General features: G+C 57.1%; 25 protein-coding genes and 2 pseudogenes. 11 read left to right on the top strand and 16 right to left on the bottom strand.

Features of this window, described 5'->3' with window-relative positions; genetic code table 11:
• Nucleotides 1–96 precede the first annotated feature (96 nt).
• The 3 genes from BMZ63_RS09985 to BMZ63_RS09995 all read left to right on the top strand — a co-directional run bounded on the left by BMZ63_RS09985 (nucleotide 97) and on the right by BMZ63_RS09995 (nucleotide 2,368).
• Nucleotides 97–846, top strand: a complete 750-nt coding sequence (locus tag BMZ63_RS09985; RefSeq protein ID WP_091705097.1) for a transporter substrate-binding domain-containing protein — start codon at nucleotides 97–99, stop codon at nucleotides 844–846.
• Nucleotides 847–936: 90 nt separating this feature from the next.
• Nucleotides 937–1,608, top strand: a complete 672-nt coding sequence (locus BMZ63_RS09990) for an amino acid ABC transporter permease (RefSeq protein ID WP_091705099.1) — start codon at nucleotides 937–939, stop codon at nucleotides 1,606–1,608.
• Nucleotides 1,609–1,621: 13 nt separating this feature from the next.
• Complete coding sequence (locus BMZ63_RS09995) at nucleotides 1,622–2,368, top strand: amino acid ABC transporter ATP-binding protein (RefSeq protein WP_091705101.1); 747 nt, start codon at nucleotides 1,622–1,624, stop codon at nucleotides 2,366–2,368.
• Between the two features lie 15 nt (nucleotides 2,369–2,383).
• Here the strand turns inward: BMZ63_RS09995 and BMZ63_RS10000 are convergent, their stop codons facing one another.
• A complete protein-coding gene (locus BMZ63_RS10000) occupies nucleotides 2,384–3,442 on the bottom strand; it encodes a mechanosensitive ion channel family protein (RefSeq protein WP_091705103.1) in 1,059 nt (352 codons plus the stop codon).
• 181 nt (nucleotides 3,443–3,623) lie between these two features.
• On the opposite strand from BMZ63_RS10000, the gene BMZ63_RS10005 reads away from it, so the two are divergent.
• From BMZ63_RS10005 to BMZ63_RS10015, 3 genes are all read left to right on the top strand, one after another.
• A complete protein-coding gene (locus tag BMZ63_RS10005) occupies nucleotides 3,624–4,973 on the top strand; it encodes an adenosylmethionine--8-amino-7-oxononanoate transaminase (protein WP_091705105.1) in 1,350 nt (449 codons plus the stop codon).
• A 23-nt stretch (nucleotides 4,974–4,996) separates the two neighbouring features.
• The gene (locus BMZ63_RS10010; RefSeq protein ID WP_091705109.1) at nucleotides 4,997–5,725 is read left to right on the top strand and encodes a 16S rRNA (uracil(1498)-N(3))-methyltransferase; all 729 of its coding nucleotides are present in this window, start codon (nucleotides 4,997–4,999) and stop codon (nucleotides 5,723–5,725) included.
• 85 nt (nucleotides 5,726–5,810) lie between these two features.
• A complete protein-coding gene (locus tag BMZ63_RS10015; protein ID WP_091705112.1) occupies nucleotides 5,811–6,863 on the top strand; it encodes an HDOD domain-containing protein in 1,053 nt (350 codons plus the stop codon).
• Between the two features lie 4 nt (nucleotides 6,864–6,867).
• On the opposite strand, the gene BMZ63_RS10020 is transcribed toward BMZ63_RS10015, so the two are convergent.
• The 10 genes from BMZ63_RS10020 to BMZ63_RS10065 form a co-directional block, all read right to left on the bottom strand.
• Complete coding sequence (locus BMZ63_RS10020) at nucleotides 6,868–8,199, bottom strand: YihY/virulence factor BrkB family protein (protein WP_091705115.1); 1,332 nt, start codon at nucleotides 8,197–8,199, stop codon at nucleotides 6,868–6,870.
• Nucleotides 8,200–8,331: 132 nt separating this feature from the next.
• Nucleotides 8,332–8,685, bottom strand: a complete 354-nt coding sequence (locus BMZ63_RS10025; RefSeq protein WP_227663624.1) for a DUF4870 family protein — start codon at nucleotides 8,683–8,685, stop codon at nucleotides 8,332–8,334.
• Nucleotides 8,686–8,699: 14 nt separating this feature from the next.
• On the bottom strand, nucleotides 8,700–9,038 hold the full coding sequence (locus tag BMZ63_RS10030; protein WP_091705118.1) for a DUF805 domain-containing protein: 339 nt from the start codon (nucleotides 9,036–9,038) through the stop codon (nucleotides 8,700–8,702).
• Between the two features lie 40 nt (nucleotides 9,039–9,078).
• Nucleotides 9,079–9,297: a zinc ribbon domain-containing protein gene (locus tag BMZ63_RS14970; RefSeq protein ID WP_091705120.1), complete on the bottom strand. Its 219-nt coding sequence runs from the start codon at nucleotides 9,295–9,297 to the stop codon at nucleotides 9,079–9,081.
• 78 nt (nucleotides 9,298–9,375) lie between these two features.
• Nucleotides 9,376–10,632 carry a CsgG/HfaB family protein gene (locus BMZ63_RS10040; protein ID WP_091705123.1) on the bottom strand — a complete coding sequence of 419 codons (1,257 nt, stop codon included), beginning with the start codon at nucleotides 10,630–10,632 and terminating at the stop codon, nucleotides 9,376–9,378.
• Nucleotides 10,626–12,026: a DUF6844 domain-containing protein gene (locus tag BMZ63_RS10045; protein ID WP_091705125.1), complete on the bottom strand. Its 1,401-nt coding sequence runs from the start codon at nucleotides 12,024–12,026 to the stop codon at nucleotides 10,626–10,628. Before BMZ63_RS10045 ends, BMZ63_RS10040 begins: the two co-directional genes overlap by 7 nt.
• Before the next feature lie 11 nt (nucleotides 12,027–12,037).
• Nucleotides 12,038–12,640, bottom strand: a complete 603-nt coding sequence (gene lpoB / locus BMZ63_RS10050) for a penicillin-binding protein activator LpoB (protein WP_091705128.1) — start codon at nucleotides 12,638–12,640, stop codon at nucleotides 12,038–12,040.
• Between the two features lie 12 nt (nucleotides 12,641–12,652).
• Entirely contained in the window at nucleotides 12,653–13,048 is a 396-nt protein-coding gene (locus BMZ63_RS10055) for a YcfL family putative periplasmic lipoprotein (protein ID WP_091705131.1), read from the bottom strand.
• A 21-nt stretch (nucleotides 13,049–13,069) separates the two neighbouring features.
• Nucleotides 13,070–14,578 (bottom strand): COG3014 family protein, encoded by a 1,509-nt coding sequence (locus BMZ63_RS10060; RefSeq protein WP_177187061.1) that lies wholly within the window; start codon nucleotides 14,576–14,578, stop codon nucleotides 13,070–13,072.
• Nucleotides 14,579–14,807: 229 nt separating this feature from the next.
• A complete protein-coding gene (locus BMZ63_RS10065) occupies nucleotides 14,808–15,746 on the bottom strand; it encodes a D-2-hydroxyacid dehydrogenase (protein ID WP_091705134.1) in 939 nt (312 codons plus the stop codon).
• A gap of 83 nt (nucleotides 15,747–15,829) precedes the next feature.
• On the opposite strand from BMZ63_RS10065, the gene tmpT reads away from it, so the two are divergent.
• The 4 genes and pseudogenes from tmpT (at nucleotide 15,830) to BMZ63_RS10085 (ending at nucleotide 18,983) form a co-directional block, all read left to right on the top strand.
• Nucleotides 15,830–16,489, top strand: coding sequence for a thiopurine S-methyltransferase (tmpT, locus tag BMZ63_RS10070; protein ID WP_091705137.1), 660 nt, complete (start codon nucleotides 15,830–15,832; stop codon nucleotides 16,487–16,489).
• 220 nt (nucleotides 16,490–16,709) lie between these two features.
• Nucleotides 16,710–17,180: pseudogene (locus tag BMZ63_RS10075) on the top strand (PrkA family serine protein kinase); the annotation flags it as partial.
• A 1-nt stretch (nucleotide 17,181) separates the two neighbouring features.
• Nucleotides 17,182–17,412 (top strand): annotated as a pseudogene (locus tag BMZ63_RS10080) (DUF444 family protein); the annotation flags it as partial.
• Nucleotides 17,409–18,983: a SpoVR family protein gene (locus BMZ63_RS10085; RefSeq protein ID WP_091705140.1), complete on the top strand. Its 1,575-nt coding sequence runs from the start codon at nucleotides 17,409–17,411 to the stop codon at nucleotides 18,981–18,983. The pseudogene BMZ63_RS10080 and the gene BMZ63_RS10085, both read left to right, overlap by 4 nt.
• Before the next feature lie 14 nt (nucleotides 18,984–18,997).
• Here BMZ63_RS10085 and BMZ63_RS10090 read toward each other — a convergent pair whose 3' ends face one another.
• From BMZ63_RS10090 to BMZ63_RS10110, 5 genes are all read right to left on the bottom strand, one after another.
• Nucleotides 18,998–20,356: a TrpB-like pyridoxal phosphate-dependent enzyme gene (locus tag BMZ63_RS10090; RefSeq protein ID WP_091705143.1), complete on the bottom strand. Its 1,359-nt coding sequence runs from the start codon at nucleotides 20,354–20,356 to the stop codon at nucleotides 18,998–19,000.
• Between the two features lie 38 nt (nucleotides 20,357–20,394).
• Complete coding sequence (locus BMZ63_RS10095) at nucleotides 20,395–20,832, bottom strand: RrF2 family transcriptional regulator (protein ID WP_091705146.1); 438 nt, start codon at nucleotides 20,830–20,832, stop codon at nucleotides 20,395–20,397.
• Between the two features lie 24 nt (nucleotides 20,833–20,856).
• Nucleotides 20,857–21,249, bottom strand: a complete 393-nt coding sequence (locus BMZ63_RS10100; RefSeq protein WP_091705355.1) for a YbaN family protein — start codon at nucleotides 21,247–21,249, stop codon at nucleotides 20,857–20,859.
• A gap of 45 nt (nucleotides 21,250–21,294) precedes the next feature.
• The gene (locus BMZ63_RS10105) at nucleotides 21,295–22,044 is read right to left on the bottom strand and encodes a Crp/Fnr family transcriptional regulator (protein WP_091705149.1); all 750 of its coding nucleotides are present in this window, start codon (nucleotides 22,042–22,044) and stop codon (nucleotides 21,295–21,297) included.
• Between the two features lie 109 nt (nucleotides 22,045–22,153).
• Entirely contained in the window at nucleotides 22,154–23,419 is a 1,266-nt protein-coding gene (locus BMZ63_RS10110) for an MFS transporter (RefSeq protein ID WP_091705152.1), read from the bottom strand.
• Nucleotides 23,420–23,610: 191 nt separating this feature from the next.
• Between BMZ63_RS10110 and BMZ63_RS10115 the strand changes: the two genes are divergently transcribed.
• Nucleotides 23,611–25,464, top strand: a complete 1,854-nt coding sequence (locus BMZ63_RS10115; RefSeq protein WP_091705154.1) for a histidine kinase — start codon at nucleotides 23,611–23,613, stop codon at nucleotides 25,462–25,464.
• Nucleotides 25,465–25,489: the final 25 nt, after the last annotated feature.

The following is a 25,489-nucleotide window of genomic DNA, read 5'->3' on the forward strand; positions in this document are numbered from 1 at the left end:
TTCTAAAGTGTATTTGTTGCTATCCCATCAACCGGTTTCGCACTCCCGCCTGTGAACGCGGCATCACGAAACCCTGAGAAGAACAAAGGAGCACTCATGAGCACAACATGGCTTAAAACACTGGGCACCGGTCTGGCTCTGTCAGTCGCGGCTACGAGCATCAGCGCTGAGACCCTCAAGGTTGTCACCGATCCCAGCTTCGTTCCCTTCGAGATGATGGATCAGGAAACCGGCGAGATGATCGGTTTCGATATGGAGATCATCGCCGAAGTGGCCGAGCGGGCAGGCTTTGACTACGACCTGCAAACCATGGACTTCAACGGCATCATCCCGGCCCTGCAAACCGGTAATGTGGACATCGCCATTGCCGGCATCACCATTACCGATGAGCGCGAACAGATTGTCGATTTCTCCGACCCCTACTACGACTCCGGTCTGCGCATTCTGGTGCGTGAGGGCAGTGATATTGACGAACTCGAAGATCTCGAAGGCATGAAGGTGGGCACCAAAATCGGCTCCACTTCTTATGACTATCTGATAGAAAACCTGGACGAAGACCACGGTGTAACGCCGTACCCGGGCAGTTCAGACATGTACATGGCACTGATGTCCCGTTCCATTGACGCGGTTTTCTATGACGCTCCGAATGTCGGCTACTTTGCCCGCACCAAGGGCGAAGGCCAGGTCACCACGGTTGGCCCGCTGTATGAAGGTCAACAGTATGGGATTGCCCTGGTAGACGGCAGCGAATGGGTGGATGAGGTCAATGAGGCGCTGGCTTCCATGAAGGAAGACGGCACCTACAAGACCATCTATGAGAAGTGGTTCGGCCCGATGCCGGAATAATGGCAGCCACCGCCCAACCCGGGTAATTCTCAATGCCGGGGCGCCCGCCCCGGCGAAGTTTGACGTCAACTCCCTGCGGAGGCATTGCCTGTGGAATTCCAGTTTCAGTTTGACTGGCAAGCAGCCATCGACTCGATCCCCTATCTGGCCAAGGGGATTCCCTACACACTGCTGATCTCTTTTGGCGGCCTGCTCATCGGCTTTGTTCTGGGCATCATTTTTGGCCTGCTGAGCATCAACAAAAAGTGGTTCTTGCGCTGGCCGGCAACCGCTTATATCGAAGTTTTCCGGGGCACGCCCATCCTGGTGCAGGTGCTCTTTATCTTTTACGGCCTGCCGGATCTGATTGGCGGCCCGATTGACCCACTGACCGCCGGCATTGCCGCCATTGCCCTGAACTCCGGCGCTTATATTTCAGAAGTGGTTCGCGGCGGCGTACAGTCAATCGACAAAGGCCAGACCGAGGCAGGCCTTTCTCTTGGGCTGTCCCGCAGCCAGACCTTCTGGTCGATCATCTGGCCCCAGGCCTTCCGCCGCATGATTCCGCCACTGGGCAACCAGGGCATCGTCAGCATCAAGGACACTTCGCTGTTCTCGGTCATTGGCGTGGGCGAACTGGTCCGCCAGGGCCAGGTTTACATCGCCAACACGTTCACCGCGTTCGAGGTGTATTTTGTTGTCGCCATCATGTACCTGGCGATCACACTATCGTTGTCCCTGATTTTGCGGCTGCTTGAACGCCGTGGCCTTGCGTCTGTCTGAAGGAACGTTATCCATGACTCAGATTGTAAAAATAAAGGGCATGAACAAGTACTTCGGCAAGCTTCATGTCCTTAAAGATATTGACCTCACCGTCGAACAAGGCGAAGTGGTCGTTATTATCGGGGCGTCCGGCTCCGGCAAATCCACCCTGATCCGTTGCGTCAACGGCCTGGAAGAATTCGAATCCGGCACACTGGAAGTCGACAATCACCCCCTGGCCCCGAAAGGGGGAAACCAGAAGGCCCTGGCCGAGATCCGCAAGGAAGTGGGCATGGTGTTCCAGCAGTTCAACCTGTTTCCGCACCTGACCGTGCGCAAGAACATCATGCTGGCCCCCATGAAGGTCAAAAACGCGGCCCAGGTGGTGGCCAACGCCACCGCTGAACGCCTGCTCAACCGGGTGGGCATCGGCAACCAGGCGGACAAGTATCCCAGCCAGCTGTCGGGCGGCCAGCAACAACGCGTGGCCATTGCCCGCGCACTGGCCATGGAACCCCGGCTGATGCTGTTTGACGAGCCCACGTCAGCGCTGGACCCGGAAATGATCGGCGAAGTGCTGGACGTGATGCGGGAACTGGCCAAGGAAGGCATGACCATGATCGTGGTCACTCACGAAATGGGCTTTGCCCGGGAAGTGGCGGACCGGGTGATCTACATTCACGAAGGGCAGATTGTCGAGGAAGGCAAACCAGCCGATGTCTTCGATAACCCCCAGAACGAACGCACCCAGTCATTCCTCTCCCGGGTGCTTGCACATTGAAACACGGTGGACAGCTCAGGGGTCCGGGCTGTCCACCAGCCGGGCCCTCAGGCGAGGTAGCTGGTCCGGGTAGTTGTGCTGGATGAAGGTGATCAGCCCCTCACGCACCGCACATCTCAAATCCCAGTTCCGGGTGGAGTCCGCAGCGCTCATCAGAAAGCGCACCTGCATGGCCTGATCACTGGAGTCGGTAACCTGGACCGTCGCCAGCTTCCCGTCCCAGAGATTCGAGTTCGCCAGCAACCGATTGAATTCCTCCCGAAGCGGTTCCACTGGCATGGTGTAGTCAACCCAGAGAAACACCGTTCCCAGCAGGTCAGAATTGTTCCTTGACCAGTTCTGGAACGGGTTTTCGATAAACCACTGCAAGGGTATGACCAACCGCCGAAGGTCCCACACCCGGACCACCACATAGGTGGCCGTCACTTCTTCCACCCAGCACCACTCCCCCTGCACATGCAGCACATCATCAATGCGGAAAGGCTGAGTCAATGCGATCTGCATCCCGGCCAGCAGGTTGCTCAATACCGGCCGCGCCGCAAAGCCCAGTATCAGGCCACCGACACCGGCCGAAGCCAGCAGGCTGGCGCCCATGTGCTGAACCGACTCGAAAGTCATCAGGGCGGCGCCCAGGCCAATGATCACGATCAGGATGTTCAATGCCCGCACCAGAAAGCGGGTCTGGGTTTCAACCTTGCGGGCGCGCTTCCATTGCCCCTCCAGCACCGGGTTCAGGGCAACAATCACCTCACCTATGGCCGAGGTCAGACGCACCGAGGCCCAGGTAACCGCCAGTACCAGCAATAGCGTCGTGATCTGGCGAACCGCCTGCATGAACGGGAGATCATCCGGCGCTGTCTCCAGCGCACCGACCAGCGCCAACAGACAGAACACCACGCCCAGTGCCCGGGCCGCCGCATCCAGGAACAGACGGAGTACCGTTCGTGAACTGGAAAAATGGCGAAAGACTCCCAGCGCAAGGCGATAAACGGCGTACGTTGCCAACACCGACAAAACGGCGGATAACCCTGGCCAGAGCCAGCTTTGCAGGCTGACCTGCAACGAGTCCAGCATGTGCCCTCCACGAGCCCCAGTGATTGTAAACCGGAGCATAGCGGCAGACGGGTGGCAGCACCAATAACCCGGCAGAAAAGTCCGACCAAGGTGGGGGAGGGGCCCGGGTTTCCCCGGCCCGCTGTTAACTGTAATATTCGCGCAGGTTAACAGCGATCCAATAAACAGAACGGAGACTCCCATGCGCAATGCCGACCTCGTTGCCCGCGACCTGAAATCCGTGTGGCACCCCTGCACCCAGATGAAAGACCACGAGTCCCTGCCGCTGATCCCGGTCAAGCGAGGCGAAGGCGTATGGCTGGAAGATTTCGAGGGCAACCGCTACATCGATGCGGTCAGCTCCTGGTGGGTGAACCTGTTCGGCCACGCCAACCCGCGCATCAACAACGCCATCATGGAACAGGTCAACAAACTCGAGCACGTGATCCTGGCGGGTTTCAGCCATGAGCCGGTGGTGGAGCTGTCCGAGCGGCTGATTGAGGTGACACCCGAGGGCCTGAACAAGTGCTTCTACGCGGACAATGGTTCGTCGGCCATCGAGGCGGCTCTGAAGATGAGCTACCACTACTGGAAGAACCATGGAAAACCGGGCAAGAAGAACTTCGTCAACCTGTCCAACAGCTACCATGGCGAAACCCTGGGCGCCCTGGCCCTGGGCGATGTCGCCCTTTACAAGGACACCTACCAGCCGCTGCTGATGGAAGTGCTCACTGCGCCCTCCCCCGATGCCTTCAACAAGGAAGCCGGTGAGACCGACGAGGAATACGCCCTGCGCCAGTTCGAAGCCATGGAGCAGCTGCTGGCCGAGAAGCATGAGGAAATCTGTGCGGTGGTGGTGGAACCGCTGATCCAGTGCGCGGGCGGCATGCGCATGCACCACCCGGTCTACCACACCAAACTGCGGGAAGCCTGCGACCGCTACGGCGTGCACCTGATTGCCGACGAAATCGCCGTTGGCTTTGGCCGCACCGGCACCCTGTTCGCCTGCGAGCAATCCGGCATTACCCCGGATTTCATGTGCCTGTCCAAGGGCCTGACCGCCGGCTACCTGCCCCTGTCCGTAGTGTTGACCACGGACGATGTCTACAACGCGTTTTACGACGATTACGAGACTCTACGTGCTTTCCTGCACAGCCACAGCTACACCGGCAACCCCATCGGCTGCGCGGTGGCCCTGGCCACGCTGGATATCTTCCGGGATGATAACGTGATCGAAAACAACCGCCGGCTGTCAGCCTGCATGGCGGATTCGGTGGCGCACCTGGCGGATCACCCCAACGTGGGCGACATCCGCCAGCACGGCATGACCCTGGCGGTGGAAATGGTAAAAAACAAGGCAGATAAAACACCTTTCCCCTGGCAGGAGCGCCGGGGCCTGCGAGTCTATCAACATTCACTGACCCGCGAGGCCCTGCTTCGCCCGCTGGGCAATGTGGTGTATTTTATGCCGCCGTACGTGATCACCGAGGAGCAGATTCGCCACCTCGGCCAGGTGGCCGGCGAAGGCATTGATATCGCCGTCAGAGATTAATTAACGCTGTAAGGATACGTTGCATGCGCATACCCAGAATCCACACCGGCTCGCCGCTGGCTGCCGGCCACCAGTGCGAGCTTGACGACAACGCCGCCCAACATGTGGGCAGGGTATTGCGCATGCAGCCGGAACAGGAACTGCTTCTGTTCAACGGCGATGGCTATGATTACCGCGCCAGCATTGTCGCCGCCAGCAAGAAAAACGTGACGGTTGAGGTTCACGAACAGTTGGAAAACACCACCGAATCGCCGCTCAATGTTGTGCTCGGACAGACCCTGTCCAAGGGCGACCGGATGGATTACGCGGTGCAAAAAGCGGTAGAGATGGGTGTTAGCCAGATTGTGCCGCTCAGTACCGAGCGCTGTGACGTAAAACTCAAGGGTGACCGGGAAGATAAGCGCCTGCGCCATTGGCAGCAGGTCGCCATTAGCGCCGCTGAACAATGCGGGCGGGCCCGGGTACCGGAAATCCTGCCGGTCATGACCCTGAGCCAATGGCTGGAACACACCCAGGGTTGCGACGTGCGCCTGGTGCTGCACCACCGAACCGGACAGAACCTGGCTTCAATGACCAGGCCTGCCACCGTGGCTCTGATGATTGGCCCGGAAGGCGGGCTGTCACCCGGGGAAATTCTCCAGGCAGAGGCGGGAGGCTTCGTACCCGTCGCCCTGGGCCCACGGGTACTGCGCACCGAGACCGCCCCCGTGGCAGCACTGGCACTGTGCCAGTGGTTGTGGGGCGACATTTGACCTGTATCCGTGCAGCCGCGATCCCGCATCACTATACTGCGTGCTGAGCCAGCCACTTCCGCAACATGCTGACCCGGAGGCATGGATGTCAGGATTTCTTTCCTGGATAGCAAGCCTGTTTTCACGACAACCAGACAGCTCCGCCGACACCGGTCACGACACCCGCCTGTTCAATCCGACCCATTCCGAAAAACGGGATACCCCGGATATTCAGGGCAACTGGATCGGCCAGCTGGAAGACAACCTTTTTGCCTGGCTGCTGGACACCGAACCCAAAAAACTCAAGGCGGACCTTTCCGATTTTGAACCCGCTTTCCATGAGCTGGAACAACGCATTGCCACCGGCAAACTGGAAGAACTGCCCCGGCAACCGGGCACGCTCCCCTTGTTACTGAAAGCCCTGTCGGCCGAAACCACGGAGCGCCGGCAGATCTCCCGAATCATCCTGAGTGACCCGGTCTTGACAGAACATCTGTTGCAGATCGTTAACAGCCCGTTTTTCCGCTACAACCAGAACCGGATTGAATCAGTCGACCAGGCAGTGTTCGTGTTGGGACTCAACGGTATTCGCAGCGTGGCGGCGGCAGCCATGATGCGCCCAATGATGTCGGCCCGGAACAGCCGTGAAGCCCTGTTTGCACAACGGGCCTGGCGTTGGGCACTGACCTGTGCCAGGGCAACGGAGATGATCGCCAAACTGCGAGGCCAGGACACCAGCGCCTATTTTGTGGTGGGGCTGATGCCCGGGCTGGCCTACCTGACCATTCGCCGGGAGCTGGTACGAATCAGCCGAACTCTGGGCACTGGTCCGGAACCAGACCCGGCCCTGATCCGTGCCGCCATTGGCAAATACCAGTGGCACGTGTGCCAGGTGTTGGCCAATAGCTGGAACCTGCCACCCAAGTACCACGCCTGGCTGTTCGCAACTGAACGACCGGCACCTGGCCAGCCACATTCACCGCTGACCGATGGCTTGCTGCTGGGCTCGAGGGAGATTCTGCGCCACTCCCACCAGCGAAACCTGCCTGAACAGCAACTGTACGAGATCCTGCACCTGCCACCCGAGGATGTCACCCGGGTGCGCAACATGCTCGTGGATATGCTGGAAGAAGGGAAAACCTCACCCACCAGCGGATAACCCGTCAGCGTTTTGTGGCCGCCGGTTCTCGCGGCTGATCGAGGAGCAACTGCGCGAATGAGGTCTGATCACCACTGCCCGCCTTGGCCTGAATTTCAGGAGGCAGTGCGTTGGCGGGTAACCGGTCCACGACGCGATCTTCATCCTTGCGAACAGCCGCAAGCACAGCATCAATGGTAATGAGGTCAAGCGCCCGGCCGGGCACCAGTTGATCACCATGCGGGCCGGCAAGACTCAGTATTCCCGAACGGATCAGTTTGTCACTGATATCCCGGGTAACCTCTCCCGGCACCCGCAACGCCTGTTCCAGCGATTCCTGCTGGGGCGCCGGCTCGCCCCGGCTGAATGGCCTGGCCACCAGCCATACCAGCGCCAGTGCCACCCGCTCCTGAAGCTCCGGTGCCAGCTGCACATTGCGGCGTTTGGCCACCGAACCGGGGTTCTGCATATAAAACGCCAGGCTGGCGCCAAGCAACAGAATCATCCAGTTCAGGTAGGTCCAGATCAGCAGAATAATACCCACGGCAAAACCGGAGTAAATCGCCGCATAACGCGCGGAACCCGCCACAAAAGACGCAAACAGCATGCCTGCTGCCTGCCAGGACACACCCGCCAGCACGCCGGCCACAAAAGCATAACGCAGCTTTACCCGGGTATTGGGGATAAACACATAAACAAACGTAAAGGCAGCGACCACCAGAAAGAACGGCGTAAACCGGCTGACCATCACAATCAACGACCCAAATGGCTCGATGTCCATCACCCGCTGCACCAGCTCGGACGAAAACACCGAAGCGGTCACACCAATAGCCGAGACCATTAACAATGGCCCCACCATAATGACGCTCAGATAGTTACTGAAGCGCTGCGCCAATGAACGCATCTCCGGCACCCGCCAGATCATGTTGAACGAGCGTTCGATCTTCTGAACCAGGGAGATTACGGTATACACCAGCAACGCCAGGCCCACCGAGCCCAGCACGCCAACTTTCATGTTGTCGACGAACCCGAGAATCCGCTCGGCCACCTCCATGCCCTGCGGCCCCATGGGCTCGAAAAACTGAAACAGGAACGGCTCCATACGCTGGTGCACACCCAGCGCCTTCAACACCGAGAAACTGAGCGCCAGCAACGGCACAATACTCAGCAGTGTGGTATACACCAGGCTCATGGCGTGCAGCGTCAATTGCCCGCTGAGTACATCCCGGATTAATGCATACAGCGAGCGCCCGGTCTTGTACAGCCAGGTCCAGGGCCATTTTTCCGGTGGGTTGGGATTGGCCAGAATCCAGCGCTCGAATTGATCAAACCGGTCTTTTAGCTGAAATGACGCCACACGAATTCCCTGCTGTAATGGTTACAGAGCCAGTATGGATTAAAGGGAGGTACAGATAAAAGAAATGGTGGGACAATATCGCCCGAGGCAAAACACCGAAGCCGCACAGATAGCGGCCCCGGCGTGCCAGGCCTAACAGTACATAGGCGCGCTCTTATTCAGGCGAACCCATCCTTTGATAACGCGATAAAGCGTCCAGATGAAATTGCCCAACAAAATAAAGTAGCCCACCAGTACCATGGACGACAGGATGCCCAGTGCCGACCATAACAGGCTGAACCAGAACGTCCGAATCTGCCACCGAGAATGGCTGCGAGCTATCTCGGTCTTCAGCTCGTTACGTTGTACGTAGTTCAGAATCACTGCTGCGATGAATGTCACCCCAACCACAAAACCAATGGCCTGAAGTACATAGACGATGGTGACTTTATTCTTGTCTTCCTCGACATTGAGCTGAGGCGCGGAGTTTATTACTGACTCGGTCATGCGCTTTATTCTCCTCAGGCCGCCACAGGAACGCCGTATTTCTCGTCAGAGGTAGAAGGCATTGCCAGAAATACGATCAGCACGATGGCGCCAATCAACGGAATGAGGGCAATCAGTTGCCACCATCCTGTGCGGCCCGTGTCATGCAGCCGCCGCGTGGCGTAAGCAATGCTGGGAATCAGCATGACGAGCGCAAAAATCGTGGAGAGAACCGGCACACCGAACAGACCATCAATCACACTGAGTGCAATGTAGATCAACAGGTAAATCAGAAAAAACATCCAGTATTGGGTGCGGGTTGCGCGTCCCTGAAACGTTGCATAATTCCTGAATGCGTCGAGAAAATGATCCATTTTAAGTCCTTGTATAAAGCAGTTGTAATGGGTGTGTTCATCACATCCCGGCTAATAGGCCAAACCCGGCCAGTATGCTCAATACCAATGACGGAACGGGTAACCAAAGCGTACCTTTGCTCACCGGAACAAACTGCGTCACTGCTCTGGTGTTGGGGTCGGTCACCTCATTGATCCGCAGGTTAGAGCCGCAATGCTTACATTTAATGGCTTCTGGTTTTATTTCTTCCGCGCAGAAAGGGCACTGTTTTTGCTCCATGTCACATTTCCTTGTTCCGATTATAAAACATCCTTTTCCAGGGCAAATCGTGCCCCACAAAACTTCAACCAAACTTCATCAGCAGGGATCGATGGGCAAACAAGTCCGCTTTCGCGTGCCACGGATGGATTCAGCAGGATCCTTTACCTTTGCGAGAGCTGGCCGTCTGAGGACCTGTCCCTTACCAAGCACTTCCCCTTCAATAACTCGGGCATAGGCCATTTTCGGGGTGGAACGAACCACCTCCACGGTTGCTACCAGCGATTCTGTGCGCCCCAGACCATTCCCATTGTGGGTGTTGCGGACTGCGTCACCCAGCGCAAAGACCTCCCAACGCTGACCGGGCTGCATCAGTTCGCCCCCCATATTAATAACCAGTTCTCCTGCCTGCTGCCCCTCAACCAAAGGCGGCCAGACTACATCGATGACAGCAAGTGCCACCTCCTGCCCCGCGCGCTCGAACAATGCTTGGAGAGAGTGCTTGGAGCCATCGAACTCCACACCTAATTGCTCAGTCGACAAATTAAGCGTTTCACTCCAGACAATCGCGCCAGTCGCAGGTACCAGAACACGGGTTTCCAGCACCAGCCCCCCGGACTGAACAATAGAGCGCTCGCCAGTCAATCTTGACACCTTCTCTTCGGCACTGAACGTGAAATCAGTGACCTGAGCCGAAACCAAATACTCAGCACCTAGCTCGTTACCAAGCATTGCTTTTTCACCAACAGGAATATCTTCACCGCTCATTCGGGCCCGCTCCGCCATAATGGCTCTTTCCCGATCACGGGCGAGCATGGCAAATCGACGGGATTGCACCAAAGCTTCGGTGATGGCTTGAGTCATGCGAGAAGAAACCTCATCCCTAGACAGCCTCATATCCGCAACCTGGTAGGCAGGGCGGGCCGACCATACCGGGTAGACGGCCATCCGCCAGCGACCATCATTGGGGTTACCGGGCGTTTTATAGACAGGCACGTCCACACTTAGCCTTGCCAACTTGCCCCCACCAGAAGCATTGGTAACAGAAAGCACCTTGTATCCACTGATCAAGCCTTCTGCCGAAACCCGAGTCTGGCTGGAGGAAGCTTTCTGCATCGCTGTGGTCGAGGTACGGCCATCATCATTGCGCACTGAGATTCTGCTCAACGCCGATTGCATCTGCCGGCTGGCACTTATTTCGGCACCTCGCACCTGGCGCACCGCATCGCCAAGAGCATTGATAATGGCCTGTTCCCGATCCACTCCGGTCGCCTCAGCCTGAACTGTGCGAATCTCTGTTGCTGCCAGGGCAAGACCTGGCAACAACAGAAGGATCGCAACCAATTGCCTCACCATGATCCAAACGATCCTGTGCTACGAGTGGATTTCTTTGTGGCCGCTTCCCCATCGCCAGAACTACCGTTACTGGCCGGCTCAGGCTTTTTATCCAGCCCCTGTGCCTTGGCTGACGTAGCCGGTGACCAATATTTCACATAGCCCAGGTAAGGATGGCCGGTAGCCGGGTCTACGGCATCCCACTGCCCAACCGTCTGAATACCAGTCAGGCGAGCATTGGCCTCAGAGCGCAGAATATTGTTGACCATACGACCAGTCCCTTCCGAGGTTTTAAACTCAGTACTACCGTCACCCCGGGTTTCCCGGACTTTCTGCTGGATTTTCCTGCGAGTAGCTTCTTTCTGCCCCTGCACGGTCATCGACGCAAATTGCGCGAGCCAACCATCCGCCATCATCATGGCTTCTTCCCTGGCAGCTTCCATCTCAGCAGCTATTTCAAACTCCTCCATGGTTCCCCGCACCAGCTGCGGCCCGGACGTACCAAATGACATAAGTCCGTAACGACCTTGCTTGTCAACAACCGGCTGCACACCGAAGTAACCCAGCATAGGTGTTCCTTCCCGTAGCTGCGGATCCAATCGCTCGCGAATTTCATCAAGAGAAATGGCCTGGCCGGGCGCTACATCCCCCGTGCGCAGCTGTCGTCCAAACTCACTAAACCGATCGGAGCGAACAACCACCACACTCATACGACCATTATTCAGCGGACCATCACCACCTACCTCTTCGATCACACCAAAAATGCCTACACCGCTCAGCCTTCCCATTGCCTGCCAAGTCGTTTCACTGACAAATTCGTCATAAATCATGTTCTTGCGTTCGGCGATTGTCATCTCGGGCATTTTGGACGTATCTGCACCAAGCTCTTCCAACAGAGCGTTCATGCCCTGAACCGTCAACTCTGCTGCCCTGCCGGCAATGGCCTCACCTAACGCCTCAATGCTGGTGGTGTCTCTCACATCCTCCGGCAGATCATCTTTCATGAAACGATCCACCATCGCCACGCCAATATCCACAGAGTCTTGAGAAACCAGCTCCCCCATCGCCTTCAGAAAAGCTTCTTCGGTCGCAATAATGCGCGCCTGACTGAATGAAATGTTGGTTGGATCAGCGGAAATTGCCTGGCTGGCAACGACCAAGGTTCCACCCGCCGGATTCTTCTCTGATTGACCACGAACCCACCCACGAGCATCCAGAAATTCCTGAATTTTCTTGTCGCCAGGGTCCACCTCTGAAACCGCCATAAACGGAGAGGGCGGCGTTTTGCTGGCATCCTCTTCTGCTGCCTGGGTTTGAGCTGCAATATCAGAATCCTGAGCCATCAACATTGCAGGCATCGCGGAGACCAACACAGTTGCGACCATGACTGACAAGGCTTTTTTTCTGATTGTCATTACGTATTCCTTTACCAGCTAACTGAGTCGTTGGAGCCACGTTTAATAATGGGGGTTTCACCTTCCCAAAAGGCCAGTCCGGTAGCCAGATCGGTCAAAGAAAGCATGATGTAATATTCAACCTGCTGCTCTTTACCAACCGTATGGTTACGCTGGAGAATCTTGCCAGAAAGACTGAGATCTGGCGCTTGCAGAGTGCCTTTTTTCTGGACACCGGACTGGTCAAATTCCTCGGAATTCCGGAGCTCACGCGCGGCCATGGACATTTCGTCTTCTGCCCCATTGAGCCCAACAGCTGTAGTGGTCACCACTTTTCCAGAACGCAACAAGGCGACACGAATTTTCTTGGTCAGCTGGTCAGTATCGATGCGCTGCATGGTGTCGTTAGTGACTCGGCTAACCACCATGATGTAGCGACCACCATTCGGGTTGCTGACCGCACCACTGGCAACCATATCTTCAACAGCCTCGGTGGCAGCTTTTTCAAAATCCCGGTAATCCATGGTCATGGCGACGGGACCGTCATCGGCCGCCGGGTCAACGTAACGGGTCTGAGTGGCACAACCGGCCAACATAAGGACACCGGCGGTAAGTACAATGGCTCGTTTCAACATGAAATTTCCCTTTTATTGAGGTTCGCGAATATGTAATTGATAGGTAGTCACTCGGGGATGGGGCGCTGTCGCCTTGAAATACCGGGTTTGGCCAAGGAGTACAGAAGCTCGCCTGTAACCATCAGCCACGCCTTTCACCATCATTCCGTTGGCATCAAACCAGCTCACTTTCCAGGCCAGCTCGGCATCAGAGTGGGCATCCACAGCAAACTGAACTTGCAGGATCGACGTCCCATCCGGCTGGCGAATGCGCTGTTCAAACAACTCCGTCACAGTCATTGAGTAGAGCACGTCCGGATCAACTTGCAGGCTGTCACGCTCGATAACTCCCGTTGTATGCGGTTGACTGGCACAACCGGCCAAAAGCAACAACAGGGCACAACCGATGGTTTTGCTGAATAGTTTCACGCTTATGATTCCCGATGGTGATCAGTCTGTACTGGAAATCTGAGTACCATCTGCCGGCTTTGGCAGTTGACTGATACTCGCGGCGGTCTCGCCTCGCAAATCCATTGTGATAACTGTTGCGGGAGCGGTAATCGAAGGACGCTTGACGTAAACCAGCGTAAAGGGACGTTCGGGAATGTCTACCGTACCAAGCAATGAGCCCTGTTGGTCGAGCAGGGTCAGAGTGCCACTTTCCGGGCGATCAAGACGTGCCGCCTGCCAGTGATTGGGCATTGCTTGCCAGCCACGGAGATCCGCCTGAGTCGTTGCAATGGTCAATGCAGCTGACCCCAACTGCCCCCAGACACCCAGCCGCTCACTCGCCTCATTCTGAATCACAGCTTTAACAACAGCTGACGCCACCGCACGGGTGAGGACGCCGGGGAACCGCTCCTTCATTTCCGTGCGAATCACCGTTCCCATATCGGCAATCTGTTCAGTGGACACCACGTCGCCACCATCAGCTGCAATATCCAAGTTGCCAGGCACGGCGGCGCGATCAGCGTATTTCGGCAGAGCAATGCCAAAATACGCCGGAGCCTGCTGGTTCTGATGGAACAAGATCAGTGGAATATCAAACCTGGTTTCTTCCAATACCGGGCCAAGGCCATTTTCATAGACCACCCAGACTTGCGGCTGCAGATCAGTAGCTTGTTGGCGTCCATCGGCCAACTCTTTTGCCAACTTGGCATCCGCTTTCAACACGTCGCTGTCTGGATTCATTTCCGAAACGCGCATAAGGGAAGTCGCGGCATTTCCAAATTCGGCACTGGTGCTTGAATTTGCCAAAAAGTACAAACCGTGCAGGTAGGTGCTGGCGGGCACCATGAATTCCGGATAAACAGACCACTCAGACAAGGCCCCATAGTTCTCGGCAATGGCCGAGTTCAGATCGTCGCTTTGCAGATTATCGCTAATCAGCGATGCTTGGCTCTCCTCCTTTTCAGCTTCTTTGGCCAGGGCTTCTTTCTGCTCTGCGATTTCTTTTTGGAAGAATTCAACAGCACGCCGGGTACGGTCATCAGCTCGGTTGAATTCCACCCTGGCATAGTCGTTATTGCCAGCGGCCAGGAACGCCAAGCCTTTATAGGTATTGACCAGGACGGCCTCCGACATCAGAGCCTCATAATCTCGCTCCGAATCATTAACCATAACCGCAAGAAAGCCCTCACCCGCCTCTTCAGCCAGGCTTTCCGTGTCCAAATACTTCATGCCCTCCTCTGCCAGATCAAAAGCCTGCGCGGCCTCTTCGAACTGACCATTGAGACGGAACATCTCGCCTTGGTGTAACAACTCCAGTAGATACTTCTCCGAATCCACCGGTTTGTCTTCGTCCGTTTTAAAGCTGACAACGTCCAGTGCTCCGTGGTAATCACCAGAGGCATAGGCATCATTGAACTTGGACATTTGATCCCGCTGCTGGAACGAGGAGCAACCGGATATCAGTGCGGTAACAGTGAGGGCAAGAACAGAATGGTTCAGTAATTTCACAAGAACACTCCCTGGAAATATCAATCACCCGGCAATACAAGGAATTAGGCGATTGCGGCAATTCCATTTACCACCGGAGTCCATTACGACATGCTTATTACATCTACAGGAGGGCTAAGTTAGTCTGAAAGTTAATAAACCGGAAGCTCACACCTTGAAAATGTTGCACTTTTTTACATTAACTGCACAAATAGATACACAAAATCGCCCTCATATGAATTGACAAAGTTCACAACGGAACACTCTTGAGATTATCCGCCGTAATTTCCACAATCCTCTGTCGCGCCTCCCGGCTGGCCCAGGCCGAATGCGGTGTAACAATCAGGTTGGGGATAGCATTGTCCAATAGCGGGTTGCCATGGCGGGGTGGCTCCTCGGTCAACACATCAAAGCCGGCCCCGGCAATCTCGCCGTTGCGCAGGGCATCGGCCAACGCAACCTCATCCACCAGGCCGCCGCGACTGGTATTGACCAACAACGCGCCGGGTTTCATCAGAGTCAGTTCACGCCGGCCAATCAGGTGACGCGTGTCCTCGGTCAGCAGGCAATGCAGGGACAACACATCGACAACAGCCAAAAACTCCTCGAGGGGAAGGCGCTCGTAACCGTCAACAACACCGGGCTTCTGCCCAGGCCGGCAGCCCAGCACGATATTCATACCAAACGCTTTAGCACGTTCAGCCACTCCCTGTCCCAGGTCACCGTAGCCGATGATCCCCAGGGTTTTGCCCTCCAGCTCGATGATCGGGTGGTTCATCAGACAGAACATGTCGCTCTCGCCCCAGCGCCCGGCCCGCACGTCCCGGTCATAGTCGAGCAAGCGTGTAGCCAGCGCCAGGATCAGGGCCATGGTGTGCTGTGCCACGGTCGAACGGCCATAGTTGGTCACGTTCATCACCTGAACACCATGGTCATTGGCGGCCTGCAGGTCGATGTTGTTCAGGCCGGTGGCCACCACGGCGATGGTTTCCAGCTCGGGGCAGGCCTCAAAGTGTTGACGGCCGATGACCACCTTGTTCACCAGCAGGGTATCGAATCCCTGCAGCCTTTCGGTGACTTCTTCTGGCTCAGTGCGCGGATAACAGGTCAACCCGCCGGTCACTTCTTCAATCGGCTCCAGGTCAACGTCGTGGCCCAGGGTCGCGGCATCAAGAAAAACGGCTTTCATGGCTCTCTCCTGAATCAGAGGCTCCTAAACAAAACCTCAGATTAAGTTAGACTGGGAGAAACGTCCAAATTCGGAGAGCGACCATGGAACACGAATTCTGGCACGAACGTTGGAAAAAAAACGAAATAGGCTTTCACCAGGGCACGGTGAACCAGTATCTGCACGATCATTGGCCAGAGCTGGCGGGCGACAGCACCGACACGGTTTTCGTGCCGCTGTGCGGCAAGGCCCATGATATCTGGTGGCTGCACGACCGTGGCCATCCGGTGATCGGGGTGGAACTGAGCGACATCGCCTGCAAGGACTTCTTCGAGGAAGCCGGTGAAAAGGCATCGGTACATCCCGGCGAACCATTCACCACCTTCCGGCACGATGACCTGGAGATCTGGTGTGGAGACTTTTTCCAACTGGTGCCGGACGACCTGCGACATGTGCGACTGGTTTACGATCGCGCGGCACTGATCGCGCTACCGCCCACCCTGCGTCCGGAATATGTGCAGCACCTTAACGCCATCCTACCGGAGCAGGCGCGGATCCTGCTGATCACCCTGGATTACGACGGCACGGAGATGCAGGGACCACCGTTCAATGTGCCGGACAGTGAAGTGCACCAGCTGTTTGACGAGGATTATGACGTCCGCCAGATCCTGAGAAATGATCTGGCCAGGGATGATCTGTTCGTCAAACGAAAAGGCCTGCAAAACGGCGTGAGCGAGAGCGTATTCGTCCTCACCCGAAAATAACAGAATTTAATAAGACCGATTCGCACATTTTCTGCCCCACCCGGCCTTCTCTGAACTAATATGAAATCAGGCAGCGCTCCCGGCCCAGATAATAATTAAGGGAGCCTGCCACCACTCTTTTCTCATTAACCAGACACCCATCGCCACACTCGGCGACTTAAACCAACGGGGATATTGCGTGATCTAACAGGCAGATAACAGAGCGATCGGGGGAAGACCCATGAGTATACTGAAGCAGTTCAAGGACCGTTACGAGGCCACCCAGGAGGAAGAATATTCCCTGGAAGAGTACCTGGCGATTTGCAAGGAAGACCCGGCCGCCTACGCCACCGCCGCCGAGCGCATGCTCCTCGCCATTGGCGAGCCGGAGTTGGTGGACACGTCCCTCGACCCTCGGCTTTCCCGCATCTTCTCCAACAAGGTGATCAAGCGATACCCGGAATTCTCCGAGTTCTACGGCATGGAAGACGCCGTGGAAAACATCGTCTCCTTCTTCCGCCACGCCGCCCAGGGGCTGGAGGAAAAGAAACAGATCCTGTACCTGCTCGGCCCCGTCGGCAGTGGCAAATCCTCACTGGCTGAAAAGCTCAAACAACTGATGCAGAAGGTGCCCTTCTACGCCATCAAGGGCTCGCCGGTAAACGAATCGCCCCTGGGGCTGTTTGACCCGGCCGAGGATGCCCATATTCTATAACTGGAACGACGATTCCCCCATCTGCGGCAAGCTGCTGGCCAACCAGTTGTTGCCGCTGGTGCAGTATTACGCCTACGTGGAGATCACCCCGAACGACCACCAGATGCTCTGGTACCAGTACGAGGAAGTCCAGGAGCAGCTCCCCGACGCCTTTGCCATGCAGCAGATCGCCGACCCCGGCGACATTTACCCGGTATTCCGACAACTGTTCGAGAGGAAAGCCGCATGAGCCGTAACGCTGACCGTCCGAACGCCCCGGAGCGCGAGCCTGTGGAGCCGGTGGAACCCGCACCGGCCCGCAAACCGATCTCCACCACCTCGGAGTGGACATTCGACCTGATTCGGGAATACAACGAGGAAATCGCCAAGTGCGCCGATGAGTTCGGCCTCGACACCTACCCCAACCAGATCGAGGTGATCAGTGCCGAGCAGATGATGGACGCCTACAGCTCCGTGGGTATGCCGGTGGGCTACAACCACTGGTCCTTCGGCAAGCAGTTTCTGAACACCGCCAAGGGTTACGAGCGCGGGCAGGTGGGGCTGGCCTATGAAATCGTCATCAACTCCAATCCCTGCATCGCCTACCTGATGGAGGAAAACACCCTGCCAATGCAGGCCCTGGTCATTGCCCATGCCTGCTATGGCCACAACTCCTTCTTCATGGGCAATTATCTGTTCCGCACCTGGACCGACGCCAGCGCCATTATCGACTACCTGGTGTTTGCCCGCACTTACGTGTCCGAATGCGAGGAGCGCTACGGCGTGGATGCGGTGGAGGAAATCCTGGATTCCTGCCACGCGCTGATGAATTACGGCGTGGACCGTTACAAGCGCCCGCCACCCATCTCCGCCGCCGAGGAAGCTCGCCGGCAGCAGGAGCGGGAGGAGTACCTGCAACGGCGCCTGAACGATTTGTGGCGCACCATTCCCAGGCCCGAGGAAGACGAAGACCCGGCTCACCGTCGGCGCCGTTACCCGGAAGAGCCCCAGGAAAACCTGCTGTACTTCATCGAAAAGAACGCGCCGCTGCTGGAAACCTGGCAGCGGGAAATCGTGCGCATCGTGCGCAAGCTGGGTCAGTACTTTTACCCCCAACGCCAGACCCAGGTAATGAACGAGGGCTGGGCCAGCTTCTGGCACTACACCCTGCTGCACCGCATGTACGACAAGGGCCTGGTGAACGACGGCTTCATGCTGGAATTCCTGCAAAGCCACTCGGCGGTGATCTACCAGCCGCCCTTCGACAGCCCCTACTACTCCGGCATCAACCCCTACACCCTGGGATTTTCCATTTTCAGCGATCTGCGCCGGATCTGCGAACACCCCACCGACGAGGACCGCGAGTGGTTCCCGGACATCGCCGGCAGCGACTGGCTGGAAACCCTGCATTTCGCCATGCACAACTTCAAGGACGAGAGCTTTATCCAGCAGTTCCTGTCACCGAAGGTCATGCGTGATCTCCGGCTGTTTGCCATCGAAAACGACGAACTGGAAGATCACTACACCGTCACCGCCATCCACGATGACCCTGGCTACCGGCCGCTGCGTGAGAAACTGGCGCGCCAGTACAACCTCAGTTACCGGGAACCGAACATTCAGGTGTGGAACGTGGATGTCCGTGGCGATCGCTCACTGACTCTGCGGCATGTGCCGGTGGACCGGGTACCACTGGGCGAGGACACCGAAGAGGTCATTCGTCACGTGCACCGCTTATGGGGCTTTGACGTGCACCTGGAGAGCGTGGACGAAGGTGTGGTGGTGGAAGAGTTCCACTGCCCGGGCGCAAGACCCGGGCAGTAATAGCTGGTCAGTAATCAGGATTTAACGGACGGCAGGCCCGAGAGCGCCATGGCCAGTTCCTGGTCATCGTATTCATGGTCACTCAGATCACCGGCGAAGTAAGAGGTGTAGGCCGCCATGTCGAAATGGCCGTGACCACAGAGGTTGAACAGGATCACCTCTTCCTTGCCTTCGCGCTTGCAGCGAAGAGCTTCTTCAATAGCGCCCTTGACCGCATGGTTGGCTTCCGGCGCCGGCACAATGCCTTCATGGCGGGCAAACAGCACGCCGGCCTCGAAACACTGGCGCTGGGTATAGGCCACGGCATCAAACAGGCCCAGCTCCTTGGCGTGGGACACCAGCGGTGCCATGCCGTGGTAGCGCAGGCCGCCGGCGTGGAAGCCGGGCGGGGTGAAGCCCGAGCCCAGGGTGTGCATCTTGGTCATCGGGGTCATCTGGGCGGTATCGCCGTAATCGTAGGCGTACTTGCCGCGGGTCAGTGTGGGGCAGGCGGACGGTTCCACCGCCACAATACGGGACTTTTCACCCCCGCGCAGGGCGTGCCCCATGAACGGGAAAGCCATACCGGCGAAGTTCGAGCCGCCGCCGGTACAGCCCACAATCACATCCGGCCAGCAGTCCGCCATTTCCATCTGTTGCATGGATTCCAGGCCGATCACCGACTGGTGCAGCAGTACATGATTGAGCACCGAGCCCAGCGCGTATTTGGTGTTGGGGTCTTTGACCGCCAGCTCCACCGCCTCGGAAATGGCAATGCCCAGACTGCCGGTATGATCCGGGGTTTCCGCCAGCACCTTACGGCCAAACTCGGTCAGATTCGAGGGCGAAGCCACGCAGTTGGCGCCGTAGGTTTCCATCACCGCCCGGCGATAAGGCTTCTGGTCGTAGGAAACCTTCACCTGGAACACGGTCACGTCCATATCGAACAGCGAACCGGCAAACGACAGCGAGGTGCCCCACTGCCCGGCCCCGGTTTCCGTGGTCAGGGTACGGATACCCGCCTCCCGGTTATAGAAAGCCTGCGGAATGGCCGAATTGGGTTTGTGACTGCCAGCCGGGCTTACACCTTCGTACTTGTAAAAAATCTTGGCCGGCGTGCCCAGAGCTTTCTCAAGGCCATGCGCGCGGTACAAAGGTGCCGGACGCCATAAACGATAAACATCGCGAACCGGCCCGGGAATTTCCACTTCCCGCTCGGTGGTCATTTCCTGCTCGATCAGTGCCCTGGGGAACAAGGGTTCCATGTCATCGGCGGTGACAGGCTGGTGCGTTCCGGGGTGCAGTACCGGTGGTAACGGCTTCGGCAGGTCGGCCTGAAGGTTATACCAGTACTTCGGCATCTGGTTTTCATCAAGAAGGAATTTGGTCTGCATGGGGTTCCCTGATATTCACTACGGTTAAACTGACACGTTCAGGCGATCTGCAGCAGGCGCAACAACTGAGGGCGGTGATGACCGCGGATAACATCCGCCAGTGTGTACTTGTCCAGCACTTCCAGAAAAGCCTTGAGGGCTTCATTGAACATGCTTTTCAGACCGCAAACAGGGGTGATCTTACAGGCATTTTTTGAGGAGAAACATTCGACGATATTCAGGTCCTGCTCTGTTTCCCGGACCAGGATACCGATATTGATATCTTCAGGCGCCATGTGCAGGCGCATACCGCCTTTCTTGCCGCGAATAGTCTCGATGTAGCCTTTCTTGTTCAACTGGTGCACCACCTTCATCAGGTGATTCTTGGAAATATCGTAGCTGTCGGCAATTTCCTGGATGGTCGCCAGTCGCTCGGGCTCGGCGGCCAGATAGATCAGAACCCGAAGGGAATAATCAGTGTAGCGGGTGATGTGCATGTGCTGCTCCAAAAACGGAAGACGTCAACAGGTCGGGCGCGTCAACAAATACGTGGCAACCCCCAGCAAAAACAGCCCCGAAATGGTCAACACCAGCGCCGGGCTTCCCAGCACCACCAGGGTGCCCCAGCTCACAACCATCATCACACAGGCCAGCCCCTTGGCCCTGGCAGAAATAGCTCTCCGGTGCCGCCAATGCGCTATGGCGGGGCCGAATGTCGGATGCTGCTCCAGCCACCGGGCAAACGCCGGCGACCCTTTGCTGGCAAAAAACGCCGCCACTATAACAAAGGGCGTTGTCGGCAAAAGCGGCAGAACCACGCCGGCCAACGCCAACAATGCAAATATATACGCCAGAACCTGGTAACCGGTTTTGCGACTGAACAAACCCACGACCTGCACCTCGTGACTGCTCATATAACGCACCATTCTACCCTTATTTGTTACGCAAAATCACATACCCTACTGGCAAATATCCAGCAGTTTGCTTGGTTCGGGAATAAACAGACGACAACGGTCCACCCTGATCAGCCCGCTGGCTTTCAAGTCAGCCAGGATGCGCGAGAAGGTTTCCGGCTGCATCGCCAGGCGCGAGGCGACCAGCCGTTTCGGTAGAGGCAGCTCCACTTCCGTCTCCCGGTCACAACCTTCAGGCAACAAATCAATCAGATACCGGACCAGCCTTTCCCGGGCATTTTGCACGGTCATGATTTCCAGATCATGGAAACGGCTGACCGCCCGGCTGGCGTAATGACTCAGCGCAGCCCGGGCGTATTCGGGATTGCGGTCCAGCAAATCCCGGTAGGCCTTGATCGGGATCATCAACACCTCACTGGATTTCAGCGCCTCGGCGTAGCACGCGTAACGGGCCGGCTCGGCATAAATCATCACCTCGGCAAAACAGTCGCCCGGTGCGATACTGTCCAGAGTGCGGTCAATACCTGAGGAATCAAGCCGGTACAACCGCAACTGTCCTGAAATCACGAAGAAAAAATGGTGGGCGGGCATGTCCTGTCGGTAAAGCAGTTGATGATGCCCCAGCACCAGCCTGCGGGATTGCCCAACCAGGTCCGCAACATCATCCGGAGCCATGGCCCGGAACATGGTGTGCTCGCACAGGGCCTCCAGGTCATCGTAATCGCCCAGCGCTTCATTAACCGCCACCAGAAGGGGTTTGGCGTAGTGACTGTCCGCAGCTTGAGTCATTACCATGGTTTGGCCTCTTATTTCATGCATTAATAATGTTTGTTATTGAATAGTAGAAGGCAATTGAGCAAAAATCGCTCCCCCTGTAGAGGTAGATGTCCGCCCTGGTGTCCCGTTATGGCACTCCGGCACACCTCTGGCTAACCTCCTCCCCCCTGGTGCGCCAGACAAACAGCAGCAAGCTGCCACCGAACAGGCCGAACAACACCATGAAGACCGCCGTACGTACGCCTACCCACTGGTTGATGGCACCGAACAGCAACGACAACACAAATGCCACCGAGCAGGCCACCACCAGCAAAAAGCCCGCGAACAACGCAGCATCGGTACGATTTTCCAGAATCACGCTCCGCTGCGTGCTACCCATCACACACCCCATGGCCACCCCCAGCACCACAACCAGTGCCACCGCGAGAACCAACGGCAAGGCGAAATTCACCACGATGACCGAATCAATGCCCCGAATCAGCATGGTCATGGGCGGGTACGAGAGAACAAACAAGGCCACCAGACAAAGCGCCAACGCCCACTTGGTTACCCGCCCACTGCCGATTCGGTCAGACAACCAGCCACCCGCCACCTGGGCGATCGCGCCCGGCAGGATGAACCACTGAGCCATGCCCGCGCCGGTTTCCAGCTGCAACTCAAACTGGGATGACAGAAAATCCGGCAGCCACACCGCCAGCGCAAAAAAACTGCCGGCGACAAGACCAAAATGCAGTGCCATTTGCAGAGTGTGGCCCTGTTTCAGCAAACAATAGAAACGAAGTCGGGAAGTTTCGTGTACCGGCTGCGCAGACCTAGGTTCCGGCGAAGTCAGTAGCAATAGCAAGGCAATCAGCAGCAAAAGAACAATCAGATAGGCAATCGGTACGCCCTGCCACGAGAACGCCTCATGGAACACCGGCACCAGAAAATAACTAATGCCGGCGCCGGTAACCCCGGCTCCGAAAATCCCCAGAACCAGCCCGAGATGACGGCGATCACAGTGAGCGATCACAAATTGCAGGCCGGCACTGTAAAATCCGCCGGCAAACCCCAGCCCGGTTGCCACCACCAGGTAACCATAATAACTGCTGGTGGCCAGCAGCAGCGCCATACACAGGGCCAGCCCGACCAGACACCAGAGCATTACGCGGCGGGCGCCGTAACGGTGTGCAGCCAGCCCGGCCGGCATGGCCATGAGCGCGCTGGACAACATGGGCACCGACAACAACAGCCCAAACTGGATGCTGTTCAGCTCCAGTCCCTCACGCATATGAACACCGGCTACCGCAAACAGCGTCCAACAGCCTGCCGCAATGACAAAGCCGATCACCGCCAACGGCAAGACCACCGCCAGCGATGCCAGTTTGTCATCATCGTCTGCCAGACTTTGCAAAGCGAGCCCCCAGCGTAAAAAACCAGCGAACATTGTCAGATGTCACAACAATCCCGGTCAAAAGCTATAACGGGTTACCAACCATGGGGGTAATTGACTATCCTGAAAGAGGTACTAAAACAACAGGTTTTCGGACATACTTTCGCGCGCAAGGGCCAAATCATCATCTCTGTATTCAGGCTAAAGCTGTTATGACCTCAAAGCACCCCCTGGTAAACAGGGTCGCCGTTGTAATCGGCGCCATACTGCTGACCGCTCTGGTCGGCATGGCCAGTACCCTGGCGGTTTCCACAAGCATCGAGGGCAATGCCACGGCCATCAACAAGGCGGGCGCTCTGCGCCTCGGAGCGTTTGAGCTGGTCTCGCGCTCGGCAGCCAGGGAAACTCGGGGCAATGACGAGGTTCAGAAGCTGATACAGGATTACAACCAGAAACTGGAGTCCAACGCGATCACCGGCTCCATCCCCCGCACCGAAGACCACCCTCTGGCCCGTCAATACCAGCAAGTCCGGCAAACCTGGCAATCTCTGCTCAAACCGGCCATTGAGTTTCACCAGGCAGGCACCCCGGTGACCCGTGAAATGATGGCTGCAGCCGAGCACTACATCGGTGAAGTGAACTCACTCGTCACCATGCTCGAACACCGCACAGAGGCACGCATTGACCTGCTGCACCTGATCCAGATCAGCAGCATGGTGTTCTCGGTACTGATCGTTAGCGCCCTGTTTGTTGATCTCCGGAACCGGGTCATCAAACCACTGCGCAAACTGGTTTATATCGCCGGCGCCGTGGGTGAAAAAGACTTCTCCCACAAGGCAAAGCTCAAGGGTAGCGACGAACTGGCACGCCTGGGCAACGCCTTTGACCAGATGACCGACCAGCTGGCACAAACCTACCAACAGCTTGAGAGCCAGGCGAGGGAAAAAACCCGGGAACTGGAAGTCAGCCATTCCGCCTTGCAGGTCATGCATTCGGCCAGCCGCAACCTGTTTGCCAACCATGATTTGTGCGGCGGGTCGATCCCCATGCTGCAGGAACTTGAACGCCTGCTAGGCATTGGGCCCATTCGCCTGTACCTGCACGACAAGGAGTCGGAGCAACCGGTTGAAGCGGTGACCACGGCAACCGATGAGCGGCCCTTTTACTGCAGGGATCACCATTGCACGGCCTGCCTGGTCACCCCCGAACAGCTGGACGAACTCCCCCTACCCGGCAATGATGGGCGCCGACTGCTGCTGCCCATACGCACACCAGGGCAGATTCTCGGCACCCTGGAAGTCTGGTACCCCGCAGAACAGGGTTTACCGGCCACCGCCCGCCGCCTGCTGGAAACCCTGAGCGACCAACTGGCCACCGCGATTTACCTGGAAAAACAGATCACCGAAGAGCAGCAACAAACCCTGGCCGAAGAACGCACGGTGATTGCCCGTGAGCTGCACGACTCCCTGGCACAGTCGCTTTCCTACCTGAAAATGCAGGTGGCCCGCATGCGGCGCCTGAACATTGAAGGCGACCAGAAAGCCATGCACGACGACATCCTCGATGAGCTCAGCACCGGCCTGAACAGCGCCTACCGCCAACTGCGGGAGCTGTTGGCCACGTTCCGCCTGAAGCTGGACACGCCGGACCTGCTCACCGCCCTGCGCAAAACCATTGATGAATTTACCGAGAGGCTCGGGCACCCGGTGGCTCTGGACTACAACCTGCCGCCGCAAACCCTCTCGCCCAATGAAGAAATTCACACCCTGCAGATCATCCGCGAGGCCCTGGCCAATGCGGTCAAGCATGCCGAAGCGAAAGAAATCAGCGTGGCCGTTCTGTTTGAAACCCCCGCCGTGAAAGTACGGATACAGGACGATGGCAAAGGGCTGCCAGGCACCGGGCAACCGGTGAATCACTATGGCATGGTGATCATGCAGGACCGGGCCCGCACCCTCGGCGGTCAGGTACAAGTACAAAACCGGGATGAAGGCGGCGTGGCAGTCACGCTATCCTTCGTTCCCAAGAGCCGGAACCTGATTTCCACCGACACAACCACCGCTTAGCGCCAGCAACACCGAAGAGAGACCA

This window comes from Marinobacter persicus (genome assembly GCF_900114155.1).
In the GTDB taxonomy this organism is placed as follows: Bacteria; Pseudomonadota; Gammaproteobacteria; order Pseudomonadales; family Oleiphilaceae; genus Marinobacter; species Marinobacter persicus.

What these genes read in the sequence shown, in the direction of transcription:
- BMZ63_RS10005 (WP_091705105.1), top strand. Translation starts at nt 3,624, where the DNA reads ATGCGCAATGCCGACCTCGTTGCCCGCGACCTGAAATCCGTGTGGCAC.
- BMZ63_RS14970 (WP_091705120.1), bottom strand. Translation starts at nt 9,297, where the DNA reads ATGGAGCAAAAACAGTGCCCTTTCTGCGCGGAAGAAATAAAACCAGAA.
- BMZ63_RS09995 (WP_091705101.1), top strand. Translation starts at nt 1,622, where the DNA reads ATGACTCAGATTGTAAAAATAAAGGGCATGAACAAGTACTTCGGCAAG.
- BMZ63_RS10105 (WP_091705149.1), bottom strand. Translation starts at nt 22,044, where the DNA reads ATGGTAATGACTCAAGCTGCGGACAGTCACTACGCCAAACCCCTTCTG.
- BMZ63_RS10085 (WP_091705140.1), top strand. Translation starts at nt 17,409, where the DNA reads ATGAGCCGTAACGCTGACCGTCCGAACGCCCCGGAGCGCGAGCCTGTG.
- BMZ63_RS10000 (WP_091705103.1), bottom strand. Translation starts at nt 3,442, where the DNA reads ATGCTGGACTCGTTGCAGGTCAGCCTGCAAAGCTGGCTCTGGCCAGGG.
- BMZ63_RS09985 (WP_091705097.1), top strand. Translation starts at nt 97, where the DNA reads ATGAGCACAACATGGCTTAAAACACTGGGCACCGGTCTGGCTCTGTCA.
- BMZ63_RS10090 (WP_091705143.1), bottom strand. Translation starts at nt 20,356, where the DNA reads ATGCAGACCAAATTCCTTCTTGATGAAAACCAGATGCCGAAGTACTGG.
- BMZ63_RS10040 (WP_091705123.1), bottom strand. Translation starts at nt 10,632, where the DNA reads ATGGTGAGGCAATTGGTTGCGATCCTTCTGTTGTTGCCAGGTCTTGCC.
- BMZ63_RS10095 (WP_091705146.1), bottom strand. Translation starts at nt 20,832, where the DNA reads ATGCACATCACCCGCTACACTGATTATTCCCTTCGGGTTCTGATCTAT.
- BMZ63_RS10065 (WP_091705134.1), bottom strand. Translation starts at nt 15,746, where the DNA reads ATGAAAGCCGTTTTTCTTGATGCCGCGACCCTGGGCCACGACGTTGAC.
- BMZ63_RS10115 (WP_091705154.1), top strand. Translation starts at nt 23,611, where the DNA reads ATGACCTCAAAGCACCCCCTGGTAAACAGGGTCGCCGTTGTAATCGGC.
- BMZ63_RS10015 (WP_091705112.1), top strand. Translation starts at nt 5,811, where the DNA reads ATGTCAGGATTTCTTTCCTGGATAGCAAGCCTGTTTTCACGACAACCA.
- BMZ63_RS10100 (WP_091705355.1), bottom strand. Translation starts at nt 21,249, where the DNA reads ATGAGCAGTCACGAGGTGCAGGTCGTGGGTTTGTTCAGTCGCAAAACC.
- BMZ63_RS10030 (WP_091705118.1), bottom strand. Translation starts at nt 9,038, where the DNA reads ATGGATCATTTTCTCGACGCATTCAGGAATTATGCAACGTTTCAGGGA.
- BMZ63_RS10010 (WP_091705109.1), top strand. Translation starts at nt 4,997, where the DNA reads ATGCGCATACCCAGAATCCACACCGGCTCGCCGCTGGCTGCCGGCCAC.
- tmpT (WP_091705137.1), top strand. Translation starts at nt 15,830, where the DNA reads ATGGAACACGAATTCTGGCACGAACGTTGGAAAAAAAACGAAATAGGC.
- lpoB (WP_091705128.1), bottom strand. Translation starts at nt 12,640, where the DNA reads ATGTTGAAACGAGCCATTGTACTTACCGCCGGTGTCCTTATGTTGGCC.
- BMZ63_RS10045 (WP_091705125.1), bottom strand. Translation starts at nt 12,026, where the DNA reads ATGACAATCAGAAAAAAAGCCTTGTCAGTCATGGTCGCAACTGTGTTG.
- BMZ63_RS10025 (WP_227663624.1), bottom strand. Translation starts at nt 8,685, where the DNA reads ATGACCGAGTCAGTAATAAACTCCGCGCCTCAGCTCAATGTCGAGGAA.